Raw genomic sequence first — 21,159 nt, 5'->3', positions numbered from 1 at the left:
CTAATCTGAGCCGAACTCGCATTCGAGGAGGCCGGAACCGTGGTTGCCCTGCCCAACTTCCCCCCTGACTTCCTGTGGGGCGTCTCCACCGCGTCCTACCAGATCGAGGGCGCCGTGCGCGACGACGGGCGAGGAGTCTCCATCTGGGACACCTTCAGCCACACCCCGGGCCGGGTCCGCGACGGCGACACCGGCGACGTGGCCTGCGACCACTATCACCGCTGGCCGCAGGACGTGGACCTGCTCGCGGAGCTGGGCGTGGGTGCCTACCGGTTCTCCATCGCCTGGCCGCGGGTGCAGCCCACCGGCACGGGCCCGGCCGTCGCCAAGGGGCTGGACTTCTACGACCGGCTGGTGGACGCGCTGCTGGGCCGCGGCATCGCGCCGGTGCCGACGCTGTTCCACTGGGATCTCCCGCAGGCCCTGGAGGACGCCGGCGGGTGGCTCTCCCGCGACACCGCGCACCACTTCGCCGACTACACGGCCGCGGTCGCCGACCGGCTCGGCGACCGCGTCCGCCGGTGGATCACTTTGAACGAACCGGTCGTGCACATGGCCGAGGGGTACGCGCTCGGCACCCACGCGCCCGGCCGCGAGCTGATGCTCGACGCCCTGCCGGTGGCCCATCACCAGCTTCTCGCCCACGGGCTGGCGGTGCGGGCCTTGCGCGAGCGCGGCGCCGCCGAGGTGATGATCACCAACAACTGCACGCCGGTGTGGCCGGCCGGCGACGGCGAGGACGACCTCGTGGCGGCCGCGGTCTACGACGGCTTCCACAACCGGCTCTTCCTCGACCCGGTCCTGCGGGGCGAGTACCCGCCGTTCGCCGCGGGGCTCGTCGACGCCGGCGTCGTCCGCGACGGGGACATGGACGTCATCGCGACGCTGATGGACGCGCTGGGCATCAACTACTACAACCCCACCCGCGTGAAGGCGGCGCCGGACGGCGCGCCCCTGCCGTTCGAGACGGTCGAGATCGACGGTGTCCCGCGGACGGCGTTCGGCTGGCCCGTGGTGCCGGACGGCCTGCGGGAGCTGTTGGTCGGCCTGCACGAACACTATGCCGGCGTGCTGCCGCCCATCTACATCACCGAGAACGGTTGCTCCACCGTGGATGTCTCCGGCGACGACGGCCGGGTCCACGACGCCGCCCGCGTCGACTATCTCGACGCGCACCTGCGGTCCCTGCATGAGGCGATCGTCGCGGGCGTCGACGTACGGGGGTATTTCGTCTGGTCGCTGCTGGACAACTTCGAGTGGGCGGAGGGCTACAGCCAGCGGTTCGGCCTCGTCCGGGTGGACTACGACACCCAGCGGCGTACACCCAAGGACTCCTTCGCCTGGTTGCGCGCCGCCCTCGCCGAGCAGCGGTGACCGCGTACGCCGGCCTCGCCGACCCGCCGCGGGTGGGCGGGCGCTGGATCTCGCTGCTGTCGGTGGCCAATCTCGGCCTGTGGGTGGGCTACTACGCGCCGTTGCAGGTGTTGCTGCCGCTGCAGGCCGAACAGGTGGCGGGCGCCGACAAGGCCACCGCGCTGGGCGTCATCACCGGCGTCGGCGCGCTCGTCGCCGTCGTGGCGGGCCCGGTCGCCGGCGCGCTCTCCGACGCGACGACGGCCCGGACCGGGCGGCGGCACACCTGGACCGTGGTCGGCGCCCTGATCAGCCTCGTCGGGCTGATCCTGCTCTCCGGGCAGCACACCCTCCTCGGGCTGACGCTGTGCTGGTGCCTGGCGCAGGCCGGGCTCAACCTCCTGCAGGCGGGGATCACCGCCATCGTCCCGGACCGGACGCCGGTGGCTCAGCGGGGCAGCGTCTCCGGCTGGGTGGGGCTGGCCCAGTCGTCCGGCGTGGTGCTCGGCGTCCTGCTGGTCACCGCCGTGGTGAGCGGGATGAGCGCCGGCTATCTGCTGACCGGTGTCGTGGTGGTGCTCGCCGCCGTCCCGTTCGTGCTGCTTACCCGCGACCCGCCGGTGGCGGCGGAGCTCGCACCGCGGTTCACCGTCCGGTCGGTGCTGTCCGGGTTCCGGTTCGCGGCGGGCGAGGCCCCGGACTTCGCCTGGGCGTGGGCCACCCGGTTCCTCGTCCAGCTCGGCAACGCGATGGCGACGCTGTATCTGCTCTATTTCCTGCGGGACCAGATCCACCATCCGGACGCCGAGCAGGGTGTGCTCCTGCTCGTCCTGGTCTATACCGCCGGGATTCTGCTGACCGTCGTGGCCGGGGGAGTGGTGTCGGACCGCACCGGACGGCGCAAGCCGTCGGTCATCCTGTCCGGATACGTGATGGCGGCCGCGGCGCTGCTGCTGGCACTCTGGCCGACCTGGCCGGGGGCGATCGTCGCGGCCGCCCTGCTGGGCCTGGGCTTCGGCGTCTACCTGTCGGTCGACCAGGCCCTGATCACGCAGGTCCTCCCCGGGGCGCGGGACCGTGCCCGCGACCTCGGCATCATCAACATCGCCAACTCCGCGCCGCAGGTGCTCGGCCCGGCGCTGGCCTTCCCGATCGTGGCCTACCTGGGTGGCTACCCGGCGCTGTTCCTGTCGGTGGCCGCGGTGACCCTCCTCGGATCGGTGCTGGTGACCCGCATCCGCTCGGTGCCCTGAGGTCGATTACCACCGGTGCACTTGGCATATATACAAGCTACTTGTATATTCGGCAGCCATGAGATCAAGTTCGCGCGCCTCCCTGCGGGAGCCCTCATACTTCGTCCTTGCCGCGCTCCTCGACGGACGGCTGCACGGATACGCGGTGGTCAAGCGCGTGGCGGAGCTCTCCGGAGGACGCGTCAAACTCGCCGCCGGCTCGCTGTACTCGGTGATCGATCGGCTACTCGGCGAGGGCCTGCTCCTCGCCGACGGCGAGGAGATCGTCAACGGCCGAGCCCGGCGCTACTACCGGCTTACCGACAGCGGTCAGGCGGTGCTGGCCGAGGAGGCGGACCGGCTCGCCGAGGCGGCCCGCGTCGTGCACGACCGGCTGCCGAACCCGACTTCCCCCCGGCCGGAAACCGGCCGACGATCCACCCGGAGGGCCCTGCCAGCATGAGCAACGACATCCTCGAGCGCCGCTATCGGGCGCTGCTGCGGTCCTACCCGGCCGGCTACCGTCGCGAACGCACGGATGAACTGCTGGAGATCCTGGTCAGCGACGTCTCGGCCACCCGTCGATGGCCGGAATGGCGGCAGGCGGTCGCCCTGGTGCGCGGCGGCCTGCGAGTACGCGCGGGCAGTACGGCGGAGCGCCCGACGGCTGTCCTGTTCTGGCAGGGGATGCAACTGGCCGCCATGGCCGTGCTCGCCCTGGGCGCGTTGATCGGCCTCGACGACGCCGTGGAGCCCCTGGAGCTCGGCGGACTCGACTCGTTGCCGGCCGTGCTGGTGGATCACGGCCCGAACCTGCTCCTGATCCTGGCGGCTCTCGCGGCGTTGATCCTGGGCCGGCAGGGGCCCGCCGCCGGTCTGGTGGTCGCCGCGATCGTCGTACCGACCGCCGTCTCCGTGCATCTGTTCGCCAACAGCCTGCCGCAGTGGTGGGCCCCGGTGGTGGCGGCTTCCCTGGTGATCGCCGGCCTCCGTCGTCCCGCCGACGTCCCACCGGTCGAACGCGGCAACGCCGTCGTGGTCACGCTGGGCGTGCTGGTGCTCCATCTGATGCCGGTCGGCCGGCTGACGATGGTCGATCCGGTGCAGCGGTCCCTCGCGGCGATCGCGGTCGTCGCGGTGATGGCGGCCTTCCTGTGGGTCGCCTCGGCCGACCAGCGCATGCTGCTCGCGGCGGCGCCCACCTTCCTCCTGGTCACGCTGCACCAGGTCACGACGGATCCCGCGTCGATGATGTCGTTCTACCCCGCCGAAGGCCTGCCGTCGGTGATCGTCGGCGTCGCCATGGTCGCCGCCGCAACGGTCGCGACGTGGCGGCGGCACGCTCGCGCCTGAGATTCACCGTCCGCCGGGCGCCCGGTCCGACCACCTCGGCCGGTCCGGGCGCCCGATGCTCGAACGGCAGGCTCAGCGCGAGTACAGCTCCACTTCGTAGGCCGAGAAGCCGTAGGACGTGGCCCGGCTCTGCCCGGTCAGCCGCACGTACCGGGCGTCGGTCGCGGTGAAGGTGACGTTGTCGACCCCGCCGTTGCCGCCGGTCACCGCGGCGACCTGGGTCCAGGCGCTGCCGTCGGGCGAGACCTCTATCCGGTACGCGGTCGCGTAGGCGGCCTCCCACCGGATCACCATCCGGGCCACCCGCCTGCTGCTGCCCAGATCGATGCGCAGCCACTGGTTGTCGGACCACCGGCTCGCCCAGCGCGTGCCCCGGTCGCCGTCCACGGCGTGGGTGGCGGGATGGCCGGGTTGCGAGGTCGACGCCGTGACCGGGCGCCCGGCCGCCAGGTTGCTCACGTCGTCGCTGCGCCGTGCCGGGAACGAGACGACCTGCTGGTAGGTGGGCCGGTTCTGCCAGCTCGTCATCGGGTGGGTGATGCCGCCGAGCGGTGACTGCAGGATGGCGTCGGCGCACCACTGGTCGCCGGCCGCGCAGTGCGAGTCACCGGGATAGGTGGTGGTGGCCGGCACCGCCAGCGCCGCTGTGAGGCTCTCGAGCAGGGCGGCCCGGCAGGCGCCGAGATTGCCGTTCCCGCAGTACTTGCTCGGCCACCGGGGCACGCTCTCGCCGAGCACCGCACGCAGGTCCTTCTCCATGTAGCCCCACCAGCCGGACTGGAAGGCGGAGCCCTCGTGGCCCTGGCCGGTGGACGGCGACTCGTCGATCGGCAGGGTGTTCGCCAGCGCCTGGTAGAGCTCGTCGCCGAGGGGCGCCTTGAACTGCGCCGGCACCAGCCGCGGCCACCAGGCGTCGATGATGCGGATCGCGTCGGCGTCGCGGTAGGCCTTGCTGCCCGGCGCGGTCTCGACGCGCTTGGATCCGCCCTGCTGCCACGTGCGCAGCTTGGCGATCGCGGCGGCCTGCGCCGGGTCGGTCACCGGGGCGGTGTCGATGACGCGCAGCAGGTCGTCGAGGACCTCGATGCCGCGCAGGTCGGTGATCGCGGCGGTCTCCACGACGCTCAGCAGGCTGCCCCGGTCGAACTTGCGGCCCGCGGCCAGGGCCTCCCTGATCGGCCGGTCCAGCAGGTCGCCGCGGTGCACCGCGCCGAAGCTGAAGTTGCCGTCGGAGGCGGAGAAGCCGTCCGCCTGCTTGTTGTTCCAGCTCACGAAGTAGTCCTGGTTGACGGCCCGCGGATGCGCGGACGCGGGCTCGTAGGCGGCGACGTTGGTAGCCGGGTCCCAGCCGGACCACTCGTACGCGGGCCGGCCCCAGGTCGGCAGGTTCGGATCGGCGGCGGCGGACCGGACCGGATGTGCCCCGGAGGCGAAGTACGCCGCGTCGGCGGAGTTGACGTAGAACCAGTTGAACGCGAACGAGATCTGTGACGCCGCGGCCTGGAATCCCGCGGCCGTACCCATCTGGTCGGGTTCGTTGAACATCTGGAAGCCGAGCGCCGAGTCGGCCTCGTGCCGGTACGTCGCGCGCAGGCTGGTGAACGCGACCGGCTTGCCGCCGACCAGCCCGCGGTGCGACACCAGGCCGTACTTGGTCCGCAGCATGGTCAGGCGGTACGACCCGGCCGGGGTCGGGTCGGCGGTGCTGGGCTCCCACGCGTTGGACCTGGAGAGCGCCTCCATCGCGAGGCACTGGCCGTGGTAGAGGTAGTGCGTCGACGCGGTGGTCGGCGTGCCCCCGCCGGGTTCGCAGAGTTCCGCGGCGAAGGTGTCGGTGATGTCCTGGCCCGCGGAGGTGGCGCTCCACGCGTAGTCGGGCCCGCGGCCCAGCAGTGTGTAGAGGTTGAGTCCCGCGAAGGCGGCGCCCCGGCTGCTGATCCCCGGCCCCTGCAGCTCCTGCAACATGAGCAGTTGGGGAGCGAAGTAGCCGGTCTGCGGCCCGAAGACGGCGATCGGGTGGCCCGTCGCCGAGTGCGCGGCGGAAACCACCGCCGCGTTGGACATGCCGCGGCGGCCGTCGATGGTGAGCTTGCCGAGGGACTCGGCGATCTCGCTCCGGCCGTGCTTCCTGGCCGAGGTGGCCGTTCCGGACTGGTCGTAGACGAGTGGCTCTCCCGTGACCGTGCCCGGGTCGGGCATCGCTACCCCGGCGGCACCGCGGTTGTCCGGCGTGTACGGGAACGTCTGTCCGTGGTGCAGGGTCTGCACGGTCTCGGGATCGTTCTGCGAGCGGAATGTCGTCCAGACGGCGTCACCGGCGGCGTCGCCGTACTTGGCCCGCGCGGCGATCCGGACCAGGGCGGACTGCATCTCGCCGCCGCCACCCCCGCCGAACAGGCCGCCGATGACCCCGGCGACCGCGATCAGGTCGGTCAGCGTGAAGTCCTGCGGGCCCCCGGCGTTGGTGATCGGGTCGAGGTTGCCGGTGAGCACGTACTCGCCGGGGCAGTTGCGGGCGGCCATGCAGTCGGCGATGTAGTCGTTGACCCCGGCGACGTAGGCCTGGACGTCCTCGTAGAGCTGGTCGCCGCGCGGCCCGGAGGAGCGCAGCGCGTCGATCTGCGCCTGCAGATCCGCCTCGGTGTACGGCGAGTTGCGCCACACGCTCTGTTCCAGGGCGCGGTTGCCCGGGTTGCCGCCGGCGAACGGGGTGAGCTGGCCGCGGGCCACGTGCCGCATCAGGTCCATGAGGAACAGCCGGTCCTCGGCCCCGGCGTAGCCCGCGCCGAACATCGTGCCGGCCCGGGTGCTGCCGGTGACGTGCGGGACGCCGAGGGCCTTGTCACGGACCACGGTCACGTCGGGGCGGGGCTGATAGCTGCGCTCGACCTCGCCGGGCGCAACGCCGAACGAGGCGTCGTTGAAGAAGGTGCCGATCTGCTCCTCGGTGAGGCCGGTGTGGTGGTGCACGAGGTCGGCGTAGCGCCCGAGCTGGTCGCTGGAGTGCCGCGGCATGGTGCCGAGGGTCTGGTGGGCGATGATCTGCACGAGGTTGGCACTGCCGTTCGCCCCCGGCGGGAGGATGTCGTGGCACTCGCCGAGGCAGTAGTCGGTGTTGGTGGCGACGGCCGCGGTGGCGGGCGCGCGGGAGGCGGAGCCGACCGTGAGGGTGGTGGTCAGCAGCAGGGAGGCGGTCAGTACCGCGCGAACGCGCGGGGGGCGTCGGTGCATGGGCGGGGGTCCCTTCCGGGCCGCATGACGCGAGAAAGATTCATACTGCTAACCACCTGTTTACGTTCGGGGCAAGACTTTGACAAGAGTCGATTTCTTCGGCCTCCGGCAGATGCCGCGAACGGATCAGAACCTGTACGGCGTACGGAACTCCGGCCGCAGAATTCGGGTATGCGGCGACGCCGCCCGGATCGCCGCGAGGAACGCGTCCAGCCGGTCGCGGTCGGCGGGCGCCACCACCGGCGGGTTCTTCAGCGGCGTCTCGAAGTTGTCCCAGTGCACCGGCACCACCACGGCCGGGTGGTCGAGCGCCGCGAGGAGGCGAGGCACGTAGTCGAGGGTGGCGTTGCCGCTGTTGATCGGGATCATCGCGACGTCCGGCCGAATGCCGGTCAGGTTGCGCTCAACGAAGTCACTGGCGCCCATGAGGAAGACCGACGGCCCGCCGGGTACGTGGAAGACGTACGCCAGGGTGTCGCCCTCGGGCAGATCGGCGATGGTCGCCGGGGCGGCGGGGACCTGCACCCGGACGCCCGGGAAGGCCAGCGAATATCCGGCGTTGCGGCTGTGCAGCGCGGCGACCACCTCGATGTGGTAGTCGCCGAAGTCCAGCACCTCGCCACCCTTGACCGGGCTCAACTGCGCACCGGGTACGCCGGCGGCCAGACCCAGGTGGTAGGCGGTCAGGGTGCCCAGCACCCGCGCCCCGGTCGTGCGGGCCAGGTAGGGCACGTCGGCGAAGTGGTCCCAGTGGGTGTGCGTGACCAGTACGGTCTCCGGATCGCCCAGATCCGCGGCGGCGATCGCCCCGGGATCCACGGCCAACGGCGTGGCCGGGTTGAACGTGCCGCCGAACAGCCCGGTAGGGAAGCGGCTCACGTACGGGTCGATGAGGACGGTCCGGCCCGCGACGTCGATGCGCCAGCCGGTGGTGCCGAGCCAGCGGAACGTCGCGGTCCGCTTGCGCGTGGGCGCGGCGGCGGGCGCGGCGGCGGCCGGTGCGGGCAGCGCCGCGGGCAGTGAGGCCAGCGCGGTGCCGGCCGCGGCGGTACGCAGGAAGCCGCGGCGGTCGAAGGCGGTGCGAGACATCGGGGTCCTTTCGTCGAACGGACCCGCAGCACATCAGCGGCCCCGGCCGCGCGTCCAAGATCCCGTCGCCGCACCCGTCATAGCCGTCCGGATATCGGCCCAGCTCCCGGCGGACCCGCCGTACCTCTCGAGTGACGCGGCTCACTCGTCGCGCAGGTGCCGCACCGCGGCCGCGGCGGCCCGCCCGAGCAGCCGGTCCACGTCCATCCGGGACGTGTCGAGCCGGTGGGTCCGGACGAACACCGCCAGCGCGTACCGCCCGCCGTCCGGATACTCCGCCACGCCGGCCTCCATGTGCAGGCCGGGCAGCGTGCCGGTCTTGCCGGACACGCGGACGCCCGCCGGGAACGCGGCCGCGAGCCGAGTCCAGAACATCTGCCGCGCCATCAGGTCGCGCACCATCGCACAGGCCTCGGGCGTCCCGGCCGCGTCCCGCCAGACGAGCTGCAGCAGGCGGGTGATCTCCTCCGGCGTGCTCGACGTCGTCCGCTGCGGATCGAAGACGCGCAGCGAGCGCACCTGAGCGTCGGAGAGGGTGGGAAACACCCGGGCGAAACCGGCGGCGTCCGCCACGCCGACGTCGGCGAACATCGTCTCGAGCATCTCGCGGGGGCCGCCGACCACCCGGGTCCGCGTCAGGCCCAGCTCGGCGGCGAGCAGCGGCAGCAGGTCCGGCCCGACCCGGCGCAGCAGCACGTCCGCGGCGGTGTTGTCGCTGACCGACATGGTGAAGTAGGCCAGGTCGCGCAGCGACAGCTCGATGTCGTCGGCGCATCCGCCGGTGCCCCAGCCACCCAGCCGGTCGCCGCCGCCCACCGTCACCCGTTCCGCCGGGTCGAGCGCGCCCGAGGCCACCTGGCGGGCGAACTCCAGCGCCAGCAGAATCTTGAAGACGGAGCTGAGGACCACCGGTTCGCCGGCCCGGCACCCCATGGCGCGTCCGGTGTCGATGTCGCGGGCGTGCAGCCATCCCTCCACGCCACCGGCGGCGAACACGTCGTCGTCGAAGGGCATCGGACCACCCTAGGGTGGACGCCGTGGATCTTTTCCGGCACCTGCGGTACTTCCTGGTCGTCGCCGAGGAACTGCACTTCAGCCGGGCCGCGGAGGCGCTCGGCATCGCCCAGCCACCGCTCAGCCAGGCGATGCGCCGGCTGGAGCGTGAGCTCGGCGTCGCCCTCTTCGACCGGCTGCCCCGGGGCACCGCGCTGACCACCGCCGGTCAGGCCTTGGTCGAGCAGGCGAGGGAGCTGCTCGCGGCGGAACGGCGCATGCGGACGCTCATGCGCACCATCCGCGACGGTGATCTGGGCACGCTCCGGGCGGGCGTACCGCCGGACACCCCGGCGCCGGCCCTCGGCGAGCTTCTGCGCCGGCTGTCCGCGCACGCGCCCGGACTGGATGTGGATCTGCATGAGTTGACCACCGCCGAGCAACTTGACGCGCTGGCCACCGCCCGGCTCGACGTGGGCCTGGTGCACCGCCCGGCCGACCTGGTCGACCTCGACTCCGGCCCGGTTACCCGTACGCCGCTGGGCGTGGTCCTGCCTCGCGCCTCGCCGCTCGCCCGGTCCGCCACGCTGAGCCTCGCCGACCTGACCGGCCACGGCCTCGTCCTCTTCCCGCGCGCCACCGCACCCGCCTGCTACGACCACATCCTCGCGGTCGCCCGGGACAACGGCTTCGTGCCGGAGCGGATCCGGCATGCCCGCAGCCCGGAACTGCTCTGCGGCCTGGTCCTGGCGGGAAACGGCGTCGCTCTGCACCGCGAGGCCGTGGTACGCCGCGAACCCCGCATCGCCTGGCGTCCGCTGACCGGTGAGCCGCTGCACCAGGAGGTCTCCGCGGTCTGGCCGCGCCGCGGCGCGCACCCGGCGGCCGAGCGCTTCGCCACCCTGGCCGCCGAGGTCCTCACCGGACCGGCGTCACCGGCGGTGACCGCGCCGGTCGGCACGCCGGCGCCCTGGTCGGTCGTCTTCGACACGGTCCGCCCCGGCCGTTGACGGGTGCCGACCCGGGCGGGATCGAGCTTCAGGCGAGGTCGCGGTAGTAGAAGTACATCGGCTCGTCGGCTCCGGGCTCGGTGTGGGTGAAGCCGTGCGCCTCGTAGAAGCGCCGGGCGTCTCTGTCCTCGCCGTCGACGTTGATCTCGATGGTCTCCGCGCCGCGGTCGCGGGCCAGCCGGCAGGCGGCTTCCAGGAGGGCGTGGCCGTAGCGGCGGCCGCGGAGCTCCGGTCGTACGTAGAGCTCGTCGAGCAGCACCACCGGTCCGTCGCTCCAGACGTGGGGGCGCAGCGACAGGACGGCCACGCCGGCGGCCGGTTCCCCGGTCAGCAGGACCGCCAGCCGGCCGTCGGCGAGGAGTCCCGGCAGGCGCCGGGCGAGCACGGCGGGGCCCGGCGTCGGGGTGTCGAACTCGCGGTTGAAGGCGTCCAGCATCTCGGCGACGGTCGCCGTCTCGGCGGATGTCATCTCCCGTACGGGGTGGTCGCGCATCCCCGTACGGTCGCGCCCGCGGGCACCCGGCGCAACCGGTTTGCGGTCGTCAGCCGGCGCGGGTCACGGGAGAATCTCGGCGAGGATCACATCCGGCGTGGGCGCCGTGGTCACCGGCGGCGGGGTGGTGACCTGCGTGGACGGTTGCGGGACCGTGGTGGTCTCGACCGGTGGCAAGGTGGGCGGGGCCGTCGTCGGCTCCGTCGTCGGCTCCGTCGTCGGTGCCGTCGTGCCCGGCGGCGGCGTGCCCGGGGTATGGGTCGCCGGCGGCTCGGTGGCCGGGGCGGTGGTCGTGGGGTGCGGCGCCGGCCGGGTCCAGGTCACGGTGGCGGTCGGCGGCGCCACGATGTCGTGGATGGTGCCGGCGGGCGGCTTACGGACCGGGTGGTCCGCCTCCGCGGGGAGATCGCGCGCCGGCGCGCTCGTGGTCGGGCGCGGCATGACCTGCGGCGTCGGGGTCATGCCGGCGGCACCGGCCGCGCCGTCGGCGGCGGCCTCCGCCTGCCGTCCGTGCGGCGCCGCGCCGCCGTTGGCGATCTGGAGGCCGAGGACACTGACGATCGCCGCGGCGACGGCCATCGACGCGGTGGCGGCGGCGCGGCGACGGGACCGGGTCCGTCCGATCGCCCGGACACCGCCGACGACGGCGACCGGAACGCGGCCGAGGGCGGTCAGTGCCGGAGTGCTGCCGAGGGTGGCGAGAGCCGGGGCTCTGCCGGCGGCGGTGCGGGCCGCGGCGCTGCCGGCAGCGGTGGGAGCCGGCATCCTGGCGACGGCCGGGCGCACGGTCGGCATCCTGCCGATGGCCCGGCCGAGGATCTCGACGGCGGCCGCGGCCGACGGGCGGCGGGCGGCCTCCTCGGCCGTGCAGTCGTCGTAGAGACGGATGATCTCGCGGGGGAGGCCGGCGATGCGCGGCAGGCGCGGCGTCCGGCCCTCGGCCCGGGCGGCGAGAATCTCGCCGACCGTGGTGCCGGGCCACGCGCGCGAGCCGGTGAGGCACTCGAACAGCAGCAGACCCAGCGCGTACACGTCCGCGGCGGGGTAGGTCGGCTCGCCGCGCAGTTGCTCCGGCGCGAGGGTCGCCGGGGTGCCCCAGAGCCGCCCCTGGGTGTCGAAGCTGTTCTGTCCGGCGAGGGTGGCGATGCCGAAGTCGAGGACCTTGACGCCGCCCGGGGTGAGCATGACGTTGCGGGGCTTGACGTCGCGGTGCACCAGGTTGCGCACGTGCGCGGCGGCCAGGGCGGCGGCGGTGTCCGCGCAGATCGCGACGGCCCGTTGCCATTCGAGCGCGCCGGTGCGGGCAAGCTCGTCGGCGAGGGTGTCACCCTCGAGGAACTCCATGATGAGGTACGGGTGCCGCTCGTCGCCCTCGATCGCCTCGCCGTAGTCGTAGACCCGGGCGACGTTCGGGTGGCTGAGTCCGGCCGCGGCCCGCGCCTCCCGCAGCACGTCGACGGCGGGCTCCTCGGTGCCGTACCGGTACGGCGAGAAGAGCTTGATCGCCACCGGGCGCTTGAGCGTGCGGTCCCAGCCGCGGTGTACGACCGCGCTGCCGCCCCGCCCGACAGCGTCCTCCACCCGATAGCGGCCCGCGAGTGATCGCACCGTGATCCCTCCCCAGACCGTCGATCGACCGTGGCCTAACGCCACTACTCACCGTGAGATCCGCACCGGCTCGTCCCGGCGTCGCGGGATCGATCACGATGCTGATCGCCTCATGTGAATGGCCGACATCGTACCCGACCTGGGGAAGTGGTGCACCGACCGGAGATGGTAACGATCGTGAACGATTTTCACGGTCTGTGATGGCCGCCACAGTGCCCCGATCATCCCTCCCCGTCGCCGTAGGGCACCCCTCGCCCGGTTCGTTCCTCGAACACCAGCCAGGTGCGCGTGGTGCGTACGCCCGGAATGTCCTGGATGCGGTCCAGGACGACGTCTCGCAGCGCGGTGTTGTCCGGTGCCCGGACCAGCGCGAGGACGTCGTTGTCGCCGCCGATCAGGGCGAAATGCTCCACGTACGGGATCTCGCTGATCCCCGCCGCGACCAGGCGCCAGGCGGTCTGATCGATGGTGATCGCGACGTACGCGGTCGTGCCCAGCCCGACGCTGTGCGGGTCGACCTCGGCGGAGAAGCCGCGGATCGTGCCGTCCTCGACCATCCGGGAAACCCGGGTGTAGGCGTTCGACCGGGAAATATGGGTACGTTCTGCTAGCGCGCGGATCGAGATCCGCCCGTCGCGGCGCAGCTCCGCCAGCAGGGCCGCGTCGGTCGGGTCAAGCGGTCCGGCAGAACGTCCAGCCGGACCGTCCGCCGGAGGCCTCTCCGTGGACATGTTGCCGCTCCCGTCCGCCGGCATCGGCCATTCGTCTGAGATCATCCGGCGCTCTTGACCGTACATCGCCTCGAATCCACGCTGATGCGATCAGGCGTCCAGAGAGAGCGAGCGTCGCCATGCGGCTTGAGGATCTGCTGCCTTCCCCGGAACCCGTGCGTTTCGTCGCCGCGGACGGCACCGAGACGCCCGCTCCGGCCGGTCATGTGCGGCCGAGCGACGAGCTGCTCGTCGAGGCGCACCGGCGGATGGTGCTCGGCCGACGCTTCGACACCCAGGCCACCGCGCTGACCAAGCAGGGCCGGCTCGCCGTCTACCCGTCCAGCCGCGGCCAGGAGGCGTGCCAGATCGCCGCCGTCCTCGCGCTGCGCGACGACGACTGGCTGTTCCCCACCTACCGCGACAGCGTCGCCCTCGTCGCCCGGGGCCTCGACCCGGCCGAGGTGCTGACCCTGCTGCGCGGCGACTGGCACTGCGGCTACGACCCGGCGGCGGTCAAGGTGGCTCCGCAGTGCACCCCGCTGGCCACCCAGACCATCCACGCGGTCGGCCTGGCCGAGGCCCTGCGCCGCAAGGGCGAGGACGGCGTGGTGCTGGCGCTGATCGGCGACGGCGGCACCAGCGAGGGCGACTTCCACGAGGCGCTCAACTTCGCCGCTGTGCGGCGCGCGCCGGTCGTCTTCTTCATCCAGAACAACGGGTACGCGATCTCCGTGCCGCTGGCCCAGCAGACGGCGGCGCCCGCCCTGGCCTACAAGGGCGTCGGATACGGCGTCGTCTCCGAGCAGGTCGACGGCAACGACCTGCTCGCCGTGCTCTCCGTGCTCACCACCGCGGTGCAGCACGCCCGGTCCGGCCGCGGCCCCTACCTGGTGGAGGCGCACACCTACCGGATGGAGGCGCACACCAACGCCGACGACGCCACCCGGTACCGGGACGAGGCCGAGGTGACCCGGTGGGCCGCCGCCGACCCGCTCGCCCGGCTGCAGACGTACCTGCGGCACCGGGGTCTGATCGACGACGAGGCGGTGCGGACCGCCGAGGACGAGGCCGAGGCGTTCGCCGCCGAGGTGCGCACCAAGCTGAACGCGGACGTCGTGGCCGACCCGCGCACGCTGTTCGACCACGTCTTCGCCGAGCCGACCGCGCAGCTCGTGGAGCAGCGCGCGCAGCTCGTCGCCGAGCTCGACGCCGGGGAGGCATGAGATGACCACGGAACCCACCGAGCTGACCATGGCGCAGGCCTTGAACGCCGCTCTCTGCGACGCGCTGGGTGAGGACGAGAGCGTCCTGATCTTCGGCGAGGACGTCGGCGCGCTCGGCGGCGTCTTCCGGATCACCGACGGCCTCACCCGCAAGTTCGGCGAGGACCGCTGCTTCGACACGCCGCTGGCCGAGTCCGGCATCGTCGGTCTCGCCGTCGGCCTGGCCATGGGTGGCATGCGTCCCGTCGTCGAGATGCAGTTCGACGCGTTCGCCTACCCCGCGTTCGAGCAGATCGCCTCGCACGTGGCGAAGATGCGCAACCGGACCCGGGGCGCGCTGACGATGCCCATCGTGATCCGGGTGCCGTTCGCCGGCGGCATCGGCGGCGTCGAGCACCACTGCGACTCCAGCGAGGCGTACTACGCGCACACTCCTGGGCTGAAGGTGGTCACGCCGGCCACCGTCGAGGATGCGTACTGGCTGCTGCGCGACGCGATCGCCGACCCGGACCCGGTCGTCTTCATGGAGCCCAAGCGCCTGTACTGGAGCAAGGCGAAGGTCGACCTCGGCACCCGCTCGGCCGGCCCGATGGGACAGGCCGCGATCCGGCGCTCCGGTACCGACGCGACCCTGGTCGCCTATGGCCCCACCGTGCCGCTCGCGATGCAGGCGGCGGAGGCGGCCGCGGCCGAGGGGATCAGCCTGGAGGTCGTCGACCTGCGCACGCTCGTGCCGTTCGACGACGAGACCCTGGTCCGATCGGTACGCCGCACCGGCCGCTGCGTCGTCGTCCAGGAGGCGCAGGGCTTCGCGGGCGTCGCCGCGGAGATCGCCGCCCGGGTGCAGGAGCGCTGCTTCCACTCGCTGGCCGCGCCGGTGCTGCGGGTGACCGGGTACGACATTCCGTACCCGCCGCCGAAGATGGAGCACGCGCACCTGCCCACCGTCGACCGGATCCTCGACGCGGTCGACCGGCTCCAGTTCGACGACGAGCCGGACCTGCGGCACACCGGGACCACGGCATGAGCGCCGACCAGGTCTTCCGCCTGCCCGACCTGGGTGAGGGCCTGACCGAGGCGGAAGTCATCCAGTGGCGGGTCGCGGTCGGCGACACGGTGACCGTCGACGAGGTCGTGGTCGAGGTGGAGACGGCCAAGGCGGCGGTCGAGGTTCCCGTGCCCTTCGCGGGCACGGTCGCGGTCCTGCACGCCGAGGCCGGCTCGGTCCTCGCCGTGGGTGAGCCGCTGATCACCGTCGCCGCGTCCGCGGCGGCGCCGGACGGTGGCTCCGGTCCCGCCGAGCAGTACCGCACCGAGGAGCGGGCCGGCTCGGGCAACGTCCTGATCGGGTACGGCACCGGCCACGCCCCGGCCTCCCGGCGGCGTGCCCGCCGGGGCCGGACGGCGGGAACCGTGGCCGGCGTGGCCGCCGCCCCGGTGTCCCGCGAGCCGGCCGCGCCGAGGGTCATCTCGCCGCTGGTCCGCAAGCTGGCCCGCGAGCACGGCGTCGACCTCGCCGCGGTCGTGCCCGGCGGTCACGGCGTGATCCGGCGCCGCGACGTCGAGGAGGCCATCGCCGCCGCTACCGGGACGGCCGCCGTCGTCGCCACCGGACCGGCCGCCGCCGCCCGGCCGGTCGCGGTCGAGGCGGTCGCGGGGATCGAGCGCATCCCGTTGCGGGGAGTGCGGCGCGCGGTCGCCGACAAGCTGGCGCGGAGCCGCAGCGAGATCCCCGACGCGACCACCTGGGTCGACGTTGACGCCACCGGCCTCATCGAGGCGAAGAACGCGCTGGCGGACCGGGGCGTCAGCCTGCTGGCGCTGCTCGCCCGGATCTGCGTCGCCGGGCTGCGGCGCTTCCCCGAGCTGAACTCCACCGTGGACCTGGCGGCGGGGGAGATCCTGCGGCTGCCGTACGTCAACCTCGGCTTCGCGGCGCAGACCGACCGGGGTCTGATGGTGCCCGTGGTGCAGGGGGCGCACCTGATGAACGCCGCTCAGCTCGGCGCCGAGCTGAGCCGGCTGGCCGGGCTGGCCCGCGCCGGGACCCTGCCGCCCGCCGCGATGACCGGCGGCACGTTCACGCTCAACAACTACGGCGTCTTCGGCGTCGACGGCTCGAACGCGATCATCAACCACCCGGAGGCCGGTATCCTCGGCGTCGGCCGTATCGTCGACAAGCCGTGGGTGGTCGACGGGCAGCTCGCCGTCCGTAAGGTCACCCAACTGTCGCTGAGCTTCGATCACCGCGTCTGCGACGGCGGCGCGGCAGGGGGTTTCCTGCGTTACGTCGCCGACTGCGTGGAGAAGCCGGCGATCTTGCTCGCAGATCTCTGAGCTTGTGGAGGTAGACGTGACCGCGGTCGATCCCGCCGTTGTGCGGTTTGAGGGCGACGAGGACCGCTGGGCGGTGCTGCGCGAGGTGGAGCAGCGGGTGCTCTGGCTCGCCACCGCGATGATCGACCACGCCAACCGGGTCCGTCCCAATCCCGACGGGCTGAAGGTCGGGGGACACCAGGCGTCGAGCGCCTCGATGGCGACGATCATGACGGCGCTGTGGTTCGACCACCTCACCGCGAACGACCGGGTCTCGGTGAAGCCGCACGCCTCACCGGTGCTGCACGCGATCAACTACCTGCTCGGCAGCCTGGACGAGCGCTACCTGACCACCCTGCGCTCCTTCGGCGGCCTGCAGAGTTACCCGAGCCGCTCGAAGGACCCGGACCCGGTCGACTATTCGACGGGCTCGGTCGGCATCGGCGCCACCGCCCCGATCTGGGGCGCGCTGGCCCGCCGCTACGTCAACGCCTGCGGCGCCTCGACCGGTGCCGGCCGCCAGTATTCGCTGGTCGGCGACGCCGAGCTGGACGAGGGGGCGTGCTGGGAGGCGATCCTCGACCCGATGGTGGGCGAGCTCGGCGAGGTGTGCTGGATCGTCGACCTCAACCGCCAGTCCCTGGACCGGGTCGTGCCGCACGTCGCGGCGACCCGGCTGCAGGCCATGTTCGAGGCCGCCGGCTGGCAGGTGCTGACCGCCAAGTACGGACGGCTGCTCAGCGCCATCTTCGAGCGACCCGGCGGTGACGCGCTGCGCCGGCGGGTCGACGACATGTCCAACGCCGAGTTCCAGCGGCTGCTGCGCTGCTCGCCGGAGCAGTTGCGACTGCGGCTGCCCGGCGACGGCGCCGACGCGCCGGCGTTGCGGGAGCTGGTCGACGGCCTGGACGACAGCACCCTCGTGGCGGCGCTGCGCAACCTCGGCGGCCACGACCTGCGGACCCTGGGCGACACGCTCGCCGCGATCGACGACAACCGCCCGACCGTCATCTTCGCCTACACCGTGAAGGGCTACGGGCTGGCCACCGAGGGTCACCCGCAGAACCACTCCTCGCTGCTGAACGAGGCGCAACTTCGCGAGCTCGGCGCCCGCGTCGGCATGTCGGTGGAGGCGCCGTGGGCGCGCTTCGCGCCGCACTCGGCGGCCGGCCGGCTCTGCGCGGAGGTCACCGCCCGCCTGCACCGCGCGCCCCTGACCGCGGAGCCGGCTCCGGAGGTCCCCGTCGACCTGGGCCGGACCCCGTCCGGCACCTCGTCGACCCAGGCGGGACTCGGCCGGGCCCTGCTCGACCTGACCCGGCAGGCTCCCGCCGTGGCCCGCCGCGTGGTGACCGCGGCACCCGACGTGGCGTCCTCGACCAACCTCGGCGGCTGGATCAACAAGGTCGGCGTCTGGTCGACCGACAACCGCCGCAACTGGTTCGACGACGACCCCGAGACCATCCTGCACTGGCGCGAGCGCCCCACAGGACAGCACATCGAGCTGGGCATCGCCGAGGGAAACCTGGTCGGGTTGCTCGGCGAGCTGGGCGCCACCTGGAGCCGCTGGGGCCAGCCGCTGCTGCCCATCGGCGTGGTCTACGACCCCTTCGTGGAGCGCGCCCTCGAACCCTGGTCGTTCGGCATGTACGCCGGCGGGCAGTCGATCCTGGTCGGCACCCCGGCCGGCGTCACCCTCGCCGCCGAGGGCGGCGCGCACCAGTCCATCAAGACCCCGTCGATCGGGCTTGAGCAGCCGGGCTGCGTCAGCTACGAGCCCGCGTTCACGGTCGACCTGGAATGGACCCTGCTCGCCGCACTCGCCCGCCTCGGCAGGCCCGGCGGCAGCTCCGCGTACCTGCGGCTGTCCTCGCGGCCGGTGGACCAGGGCCTCGCCGACGTCCCCGCCGACCCGGCCGCCCGGGAACGCCGCCGCCGTCAGGTCGTCGCCGGTGCCTACCTGCTGCGCCGCGCCCCACAGCCGCCGGCGCTGACCATCGCCGCGATGGGGGCCATGCTGCCGGAGGCGATCGCCGCCGCCGACCGGCTCGCCGCGCTGGGCACGCCCGCCGACGTGGTCTGCGTGACCAGCCCCGGCCTGCTGTTCGCGGCCATGCAGGCCCGCGCCGGCCAGGGCGGCGCCGACACCTGGATCCTCGAGGCGGCGTTCCCCGCCGACCGGGCCGCGCCGCTGCTCACCGTGCTGGACGGCCACCCCCACACGCTCGCCTTCCTGGCCGGCGTGCACCGCCGGCCGGCCCGGCATCTCGGGGTGAGCACCTTCGGTCAGTCCGGTGCGCTCGCCGCGGTGTACCGCCACCACGGCATCGACACCGACAGCATCGTCCGCGCCGGTCTGGATCTCGTCTGACCTACCGCCGGGGCCGGGTGACCAGGGCGCGGGTCGCCGCGGTGGCCCGGTCGGCGACGGCGTCGGCGGAGTGCGCCTTGCGGGCGAAGAAGCCGTCCGCCAGCAGCGACGTGTAACCGTGGGCCACGGCGATCGTCGCCTCGACGAGCTGCAGAGCCTCCTGGAATGACGAGGAGCCGGTCGCCGTGGCCAGGTCGATCAGGGTGGTCATCAGGGCCCGGGTCTGCTCGCGGCGCGCGTCGTCCGGGAAGTCGTACAGCTCGGCGGCATAGATGACCTGGAAGCCGGCGCCCGTGCGGGCGACGTAGCGGACGTAGGCGCCCGCGACCGCCGCCAGGCGCTCGGCCGGGTCGGGGCCCGCCGCGTCGGCGGCGGCGGTGATCGCGGTGCCCAGGTCGCGGGCGGCGGCGGCGGAGACCGCTCCGAGCAGATGGGCGCGGTCCGGGAAGTGCCGGTACGGCGCCGCCGAGCTCACCCCCAGCCGGCGCGCGACCGCGGCGACGGAGAAGCGCTGCAGGCCGCCGTCGGCCAGCAGTTCGAAGCTGGCCTGGACCAGCGCCGTCCGGAGGTCGCCGTGGTGGTAGCCCCGTTCCGTCGACACGCCGGCCTCCCCGCTTGCCGATGGGTGAATGGGCTCTTACATTAGCAAGTGATAGCCCTCTTACATGGCGGAGGCACTGTGAGCATCCGGCTCGGATACCAGATTCCGAACTTCACCTATCCCGGCGTTGCCGTCGAGGACCTCTTCGGCGCCGTCGTCGCGCAGGCCCGGGAGGCCGAGGCGGCGGGGTTCGACACCGTCCTGGTGATGGACCACTTCTACCAACTGCCGGGCATCGGTGCGCCGGAGAACGCGATGCTCGAGGCGTACACGACGCTCGGCGCACTCGCCTCGGCCACGTCGACGATCCAACTGTCCACGCTGGTCACCGGGAACACGTACCGTAACCCCGCCCTGCTGGCGAAGACCGTGACGACCCTGGACGTGGTCTCGAAGGGCCGGGCGTTGCTCGGGATCGGCGCCGGCTGGTTCGAGCGCGAGCACCACGACTACGGGTTCGAGTTCGGGTCGTTCGCCCAGCGCTTCGAGCGGCTCGAGGAGGCGCTGACCATCATCGCCCCGATGCTCAAGGGCGAGCCCGCGACCTTCGACGGCAAGTGGTACACGGCGCGCGGCGCCATGAACAACCCGCGGCTGCGGCCGGCGATCCCGATCATGCTGGGCGGCAGCGGCGAGCAGAAGACGTTCCGGCTGGCGGCGCGCTTCGCCGACCACATGAACATCATCTGCGACATCGCGGACCTGCCGCACAAGGTCGCCGTGCTGCGCCGGCGCTGCGAGGAGATCGGCCGCGACCCCGCCACGCTCGCGACGAGCTATCTGGTCATGGGCCTGGTGGGCGACACGGAGCAGGAGCTCGGGGAACTCGCCCAGGCCGTACCCGAGGACCGCCGCAACCGGGTCTTCCTCGGCACGGCCGACCAGGTCGCCGAGCAGGTGCACGAGAAGGTCCTGGGCGCCGGGATCGACGGCATCACCATCAACCTGATCCGCAACGGCCACCGCCCGGGCGCCGTCGAACGGCTCGGCGCCGCCCTCCAACCCCTCGTCGCCGCCTGAGCCACGGGGCCGGTGCCGCCGGCCGCTAGGGGACGACCACCGCGTCCGTCGGGATGAGCCGCAGGAGCCGGGCGACGTGGGGTTGCGGCTTGCGCACGTGGCAGGTGGTGCCGTCCACCGTGAGCTGCCGGAGGATGCCGGCGAGCACGCGTATGCCGGCGGTGTCGCAGAAGCTCAGGCCGGCGAGGTCGATGACGACGTGCCGCGGGCTGCGCGCGGCGATGGCGTCGTGCAGCGCGTCGTGGACCGCGACGCGGTTCGCCGCATCGAGCTCACCCGCCACCGCGATCGTCAGCGCGTCGGTGGTCCCGACGACGGTGACGCTCGCGGGCGGCGGCGGTGCTGATGGTCCGGCCCATGGCTCAGTGTCCGTCACGGGCTTCTCCTTCCGGGACGCTGCGCCACCGGGTCTCCTCGCCCGAGGACGAGCGATACCCGAAGTGACGAGCGATACCCGAAGTCTGGCCCGAGGTGAGTGAGGCGGCAACCCGGAGGAGAGGAAAGGCCGCTCAGTCGGAGACGTCGAGCAGGTCGCCGCTCGTGAGGACCGAGC

At 72.8% G+C, this 21,159-nt stretch carries 18 protein-coding genes; 10 read left to right on the top strand and 8 right to left on the bottom strand.

The window, feature by feature from the left end; all coding sequences use genetic code 11:
- The first annotated feature begins 48 nt into the window (after positions 1-48).
- Genes EDD30_RS07860 through EDD30_RS07845 form a run of 4 tightly spaced genes read left to right on the top strand, consistent with a single transcriptional unit; the run spans position 49 to position 3,938 of the window.
- Entirely contained in the window at positions 49-1,374 is a 1,326-nt protein-coding gene (locus tag EDD30_RS07860) for a GH1 family beta-glucosidase (RefSeq protein WP_071809411.1), read from the top strand.
- Positions 1,371-2,606: an MFS transporter gene (locus EDD30_RS07855; RefSeq protein ID WP_123678142.1), complete on the top strand. Its 1,236-nt coding sequence runs from the start codon at positions 1,371-1,373 to the stop codon at positions 2,604-2,606. Before EDD30_RS07860 ends, EDD30_RS07855 begins: the two co-directional genes overlap by 4 nt.
- Before the next feature lie 58 nt (positions 2,607-2,664).
- Positions 2,665-3,048 (top strand): PadR family transcriptional regulator, encoded by a 384-nt coding sequence (locus EDD30_RS07850; protein WP_071809404.1) that lies wholly within the window; start codon positions 2,665-2,667, stop codon positions 3,046-3,048.
- Complete coding sequence (locus EDD30_RS07845) at positions 3,045-3,938, top strand: hypothetical protein (RefSeq protein ID WP_071809405.1); 894 nt, start codon at positions 3,045-3,047, stop codon at positions 3,936-3,938. The genes EDD30_RS07850 and EDD30_RS07845 overlap by 4 nt, the downstream gene beginning before the upstream one ends.
- A 72-nt stretch (positions 3,939-4,010) precedes the next feature.
- On the opposite strand, the gene EDD30_RS07840 is transcribed toward EDD30_RS07845, so the two are convergent.
- From EDD30_RS07840 to EDD30_RS07830, 3 genes are all read right to left on the bottom strand, one after another.
- Complete coding sequence (locus tag EDD30_RS07840) at positions 4,011-7,169, bottom strand: penicillin acylase family protein (RefSeq protein WP_071809406.1); 3,159 nt, start codon at positions 7,167-7,169, stop codon at positions 4,011-4,013.
- A 126-nt stretch (positions 7,170-7,295) separates the two neighbouring features.
- A complete protein-coding gene (locus EDD30_RS07835) occupies positions 7,296-8,258 on the bottom strand; it encodes an MBL fold metallo-hydrolase (RefSeq protein WP_071809407.1) in 963 nt (320 codons plus the stop codon).
- Positions 8,259-8,399: 141 nt separating this feature from the next.
- Positions 8,400-9,272, bottom strand: a complete 873-nt coding sequence (locus tag EDD30_RS07830; protein WP_071809408.1) for a serine hydrolase — start codon at positions 9,270-9,272, stop codon at positions 8,400-8,402.
- Positions 9,273-9,295: 23 nt separating this feature from the next.
- On the opposite strand from EDD30_RS07830, the gene EDD30_RS07825 reads away from it, so the two are divergent.
- Positions 9,296-10,261, top strand: a complete 966-nt coding sequence (locus EDD30_RS07825) for a LysR family transcriptional regulator (protein WP_071809412.1) — start codon at positions 9,296-9,298, stop codon at positions 10,259-10,261.
- A 28-nt stretch (positions 10,262-10,289) separates the two neighbouring features.
- On the opposite strand, the gene EDD30_RS07820 is transcribed toward EDD30_RS07825, so the two are convergent.
- The 3 genes from EDD30_RS07820 to EDD30_RS07810 all read right to left on the bottom strand — a co-directional run bounded on the left by EDD30_RS07820 (position 10,290) and on the right by EDD30_RS07810 (position 13,093).
- A complete protein-coding gene (locus EDD30_RS07820; protein ID WP_071809409.1) occupies positions 10,290-10,754 on the bottom strand; it encodes a GNAT family N-acetyltransferase in 465 nt (154 codons plus the stop codon).
- Positions 10,755-10,817: 63 nt separating this feature from the next.
- Complete coding sequence (locus EDD30_RS07815) at positions 10,818-12,362, bottom strand: serine/threonine-protein kinase (protein WP_170208261.1); 1,545 nt, start codon at positions 12,360-12,362, stop codon at positions 10,818-10,820.
- A 221-nt stretch (positions 12,363-12,583) separates the two neighbouring features.
- On the bottom strand, positions 12,584-13,093 hold the full coding sequence (locus EDD30_RS07810) for an Lrp/AsnC family transcriptional regulator (protein WP_071804155.1): 510 nt from the start codon (positions 13,091-13,093) through the stop codon (positions 12,584-12,586).
- A 119-nt stretch (positions 13,094-13,212) separates the two neighbouring features.
- Here EDD30_RS07810 and pdhA point away from each other — a divergent pair, with 119 nt between their 5' ends.
- The 4 genes from pdhA to EDD30_RS07790 are packed head-to-tail and all read left to right on the top strand — an operon-like array spanning position 13,213 to position 18,985.
- Positions 13,213-14,298 (top strand): pyruvate dehydrogenase (acetyl-transferring) E1 component subunit alpha, encoded by a 1,086-nt coding sequence (gene pdhA, locus EDD30_RS07805; RefSeq protein WP_071804149.1) that lies wholly within the window; start codon positions 13,213-13,215, stop codon positions 14,296-14,298.
- Between the two features lies 1 nt (position 14,299).
- Positions 14,300-15,325: an alpha-ketoacid dehydrogenase subunit beta gene (locus tag EDD30_RS07800; RefSeq protein WP_071804147.1), complete on the top strand. Its 1,026-nt coding sequence runs from the start codon at positions 14,300-14,302 to the stop codon at positions 15,323-15,325.
- Complete coding sequence (locus tag EDD30_RS07795; protein WP_071804145.1) at positions 15,322-16,635, top strand: dihydrolipoamide acetyltransferase family protein; 1,314 nt, start codon at positions 15,322-15,324, stop codon at positions 16,633-16,635. Before EDD30_RS07800 ends, EDD30_RS07795 begins: the two co-directional genes overlap by 4 nt.
- Before the next feature lie 16 nt (positions 16,636-16,651).
- Positions 16,652-18,985 (top strand): transketolase-like TK C-terminal-containing protein, encoded by a 2,334-nt coding sequence (locus EDD30_RS07790; RefSeq protein ID WP_244945158.1) that lies wholly within the window; start codon positions 16,652-16,654, stop codon positions 18,983-18,985.
- Between the two features lies 1 nt (position 18,986).
- Here EDD30_RS07790 and EDD30_RS07785 read toward each other — a convergent pair whose 3' ends face one another.
- Positions 18,987-19,586 carry a TetR/AcrR family transcriptional regulator gene (locus EDD30_RS07785; protein WP_071809428.1) on the bottom strand — a complete coding sequence of 200 codons (600 nt, stop codon included), beginning with the start codon at positions 19,584-19,586 and terminating at the stop codon, positions 18,987-18,989.
- Between the two features lie 78 nt (positions 19,587-19,664).
- Between EDD30_RS07785 and EDD30_RS07780 the strand changes: the two genes are divergently transcribed.
- Entirely contained in the window at positions 19,665-20,606 is a 942-nt protein-coding gene (locus tag EDD30_RS07780) for an LLM class F420-dependent oxidoreductase (protein ID WP_084557676.1), read from the top strand.
- Positions 20,607-20,631: 25 nt separating this feature from the next.
- Here EDD30_RS07780 and EDD30_RS38880 read toward each other — a convergent pair whose 3' ends face one another.
- Positions 20,632-20,982 carry an STAS domain-containing protein gene (locus EDD30_RS38880; RefSeq protein ID WP_071809427.1) on the bottom strand — a complete coding sequence of 117 codons (351 nt, stop codon included), beginning with the start codon at positions 20,980-20,982 and terminating at the stop codon, positions 20,632-20,634.
- Positions 20,983-21,159 lie beyond the last annotated feature (177 nt).

This window comes from Couchioplanes caeruleus (genome assembly GCF_003751945.1).
GTDB classification, from domain to species: domain Bacteria; phylum Actinomycetota; class Actinomycetes; order Mycobacteriales; family Micromonosporaceae; genus Actinoplanes; species Actinoplanes caeruleus.
The sequence above is the reverse complement of the archived record's forward strand: the minus strand, read 5'-3'. Positions and strand labels throughout refer to the sequence as shown.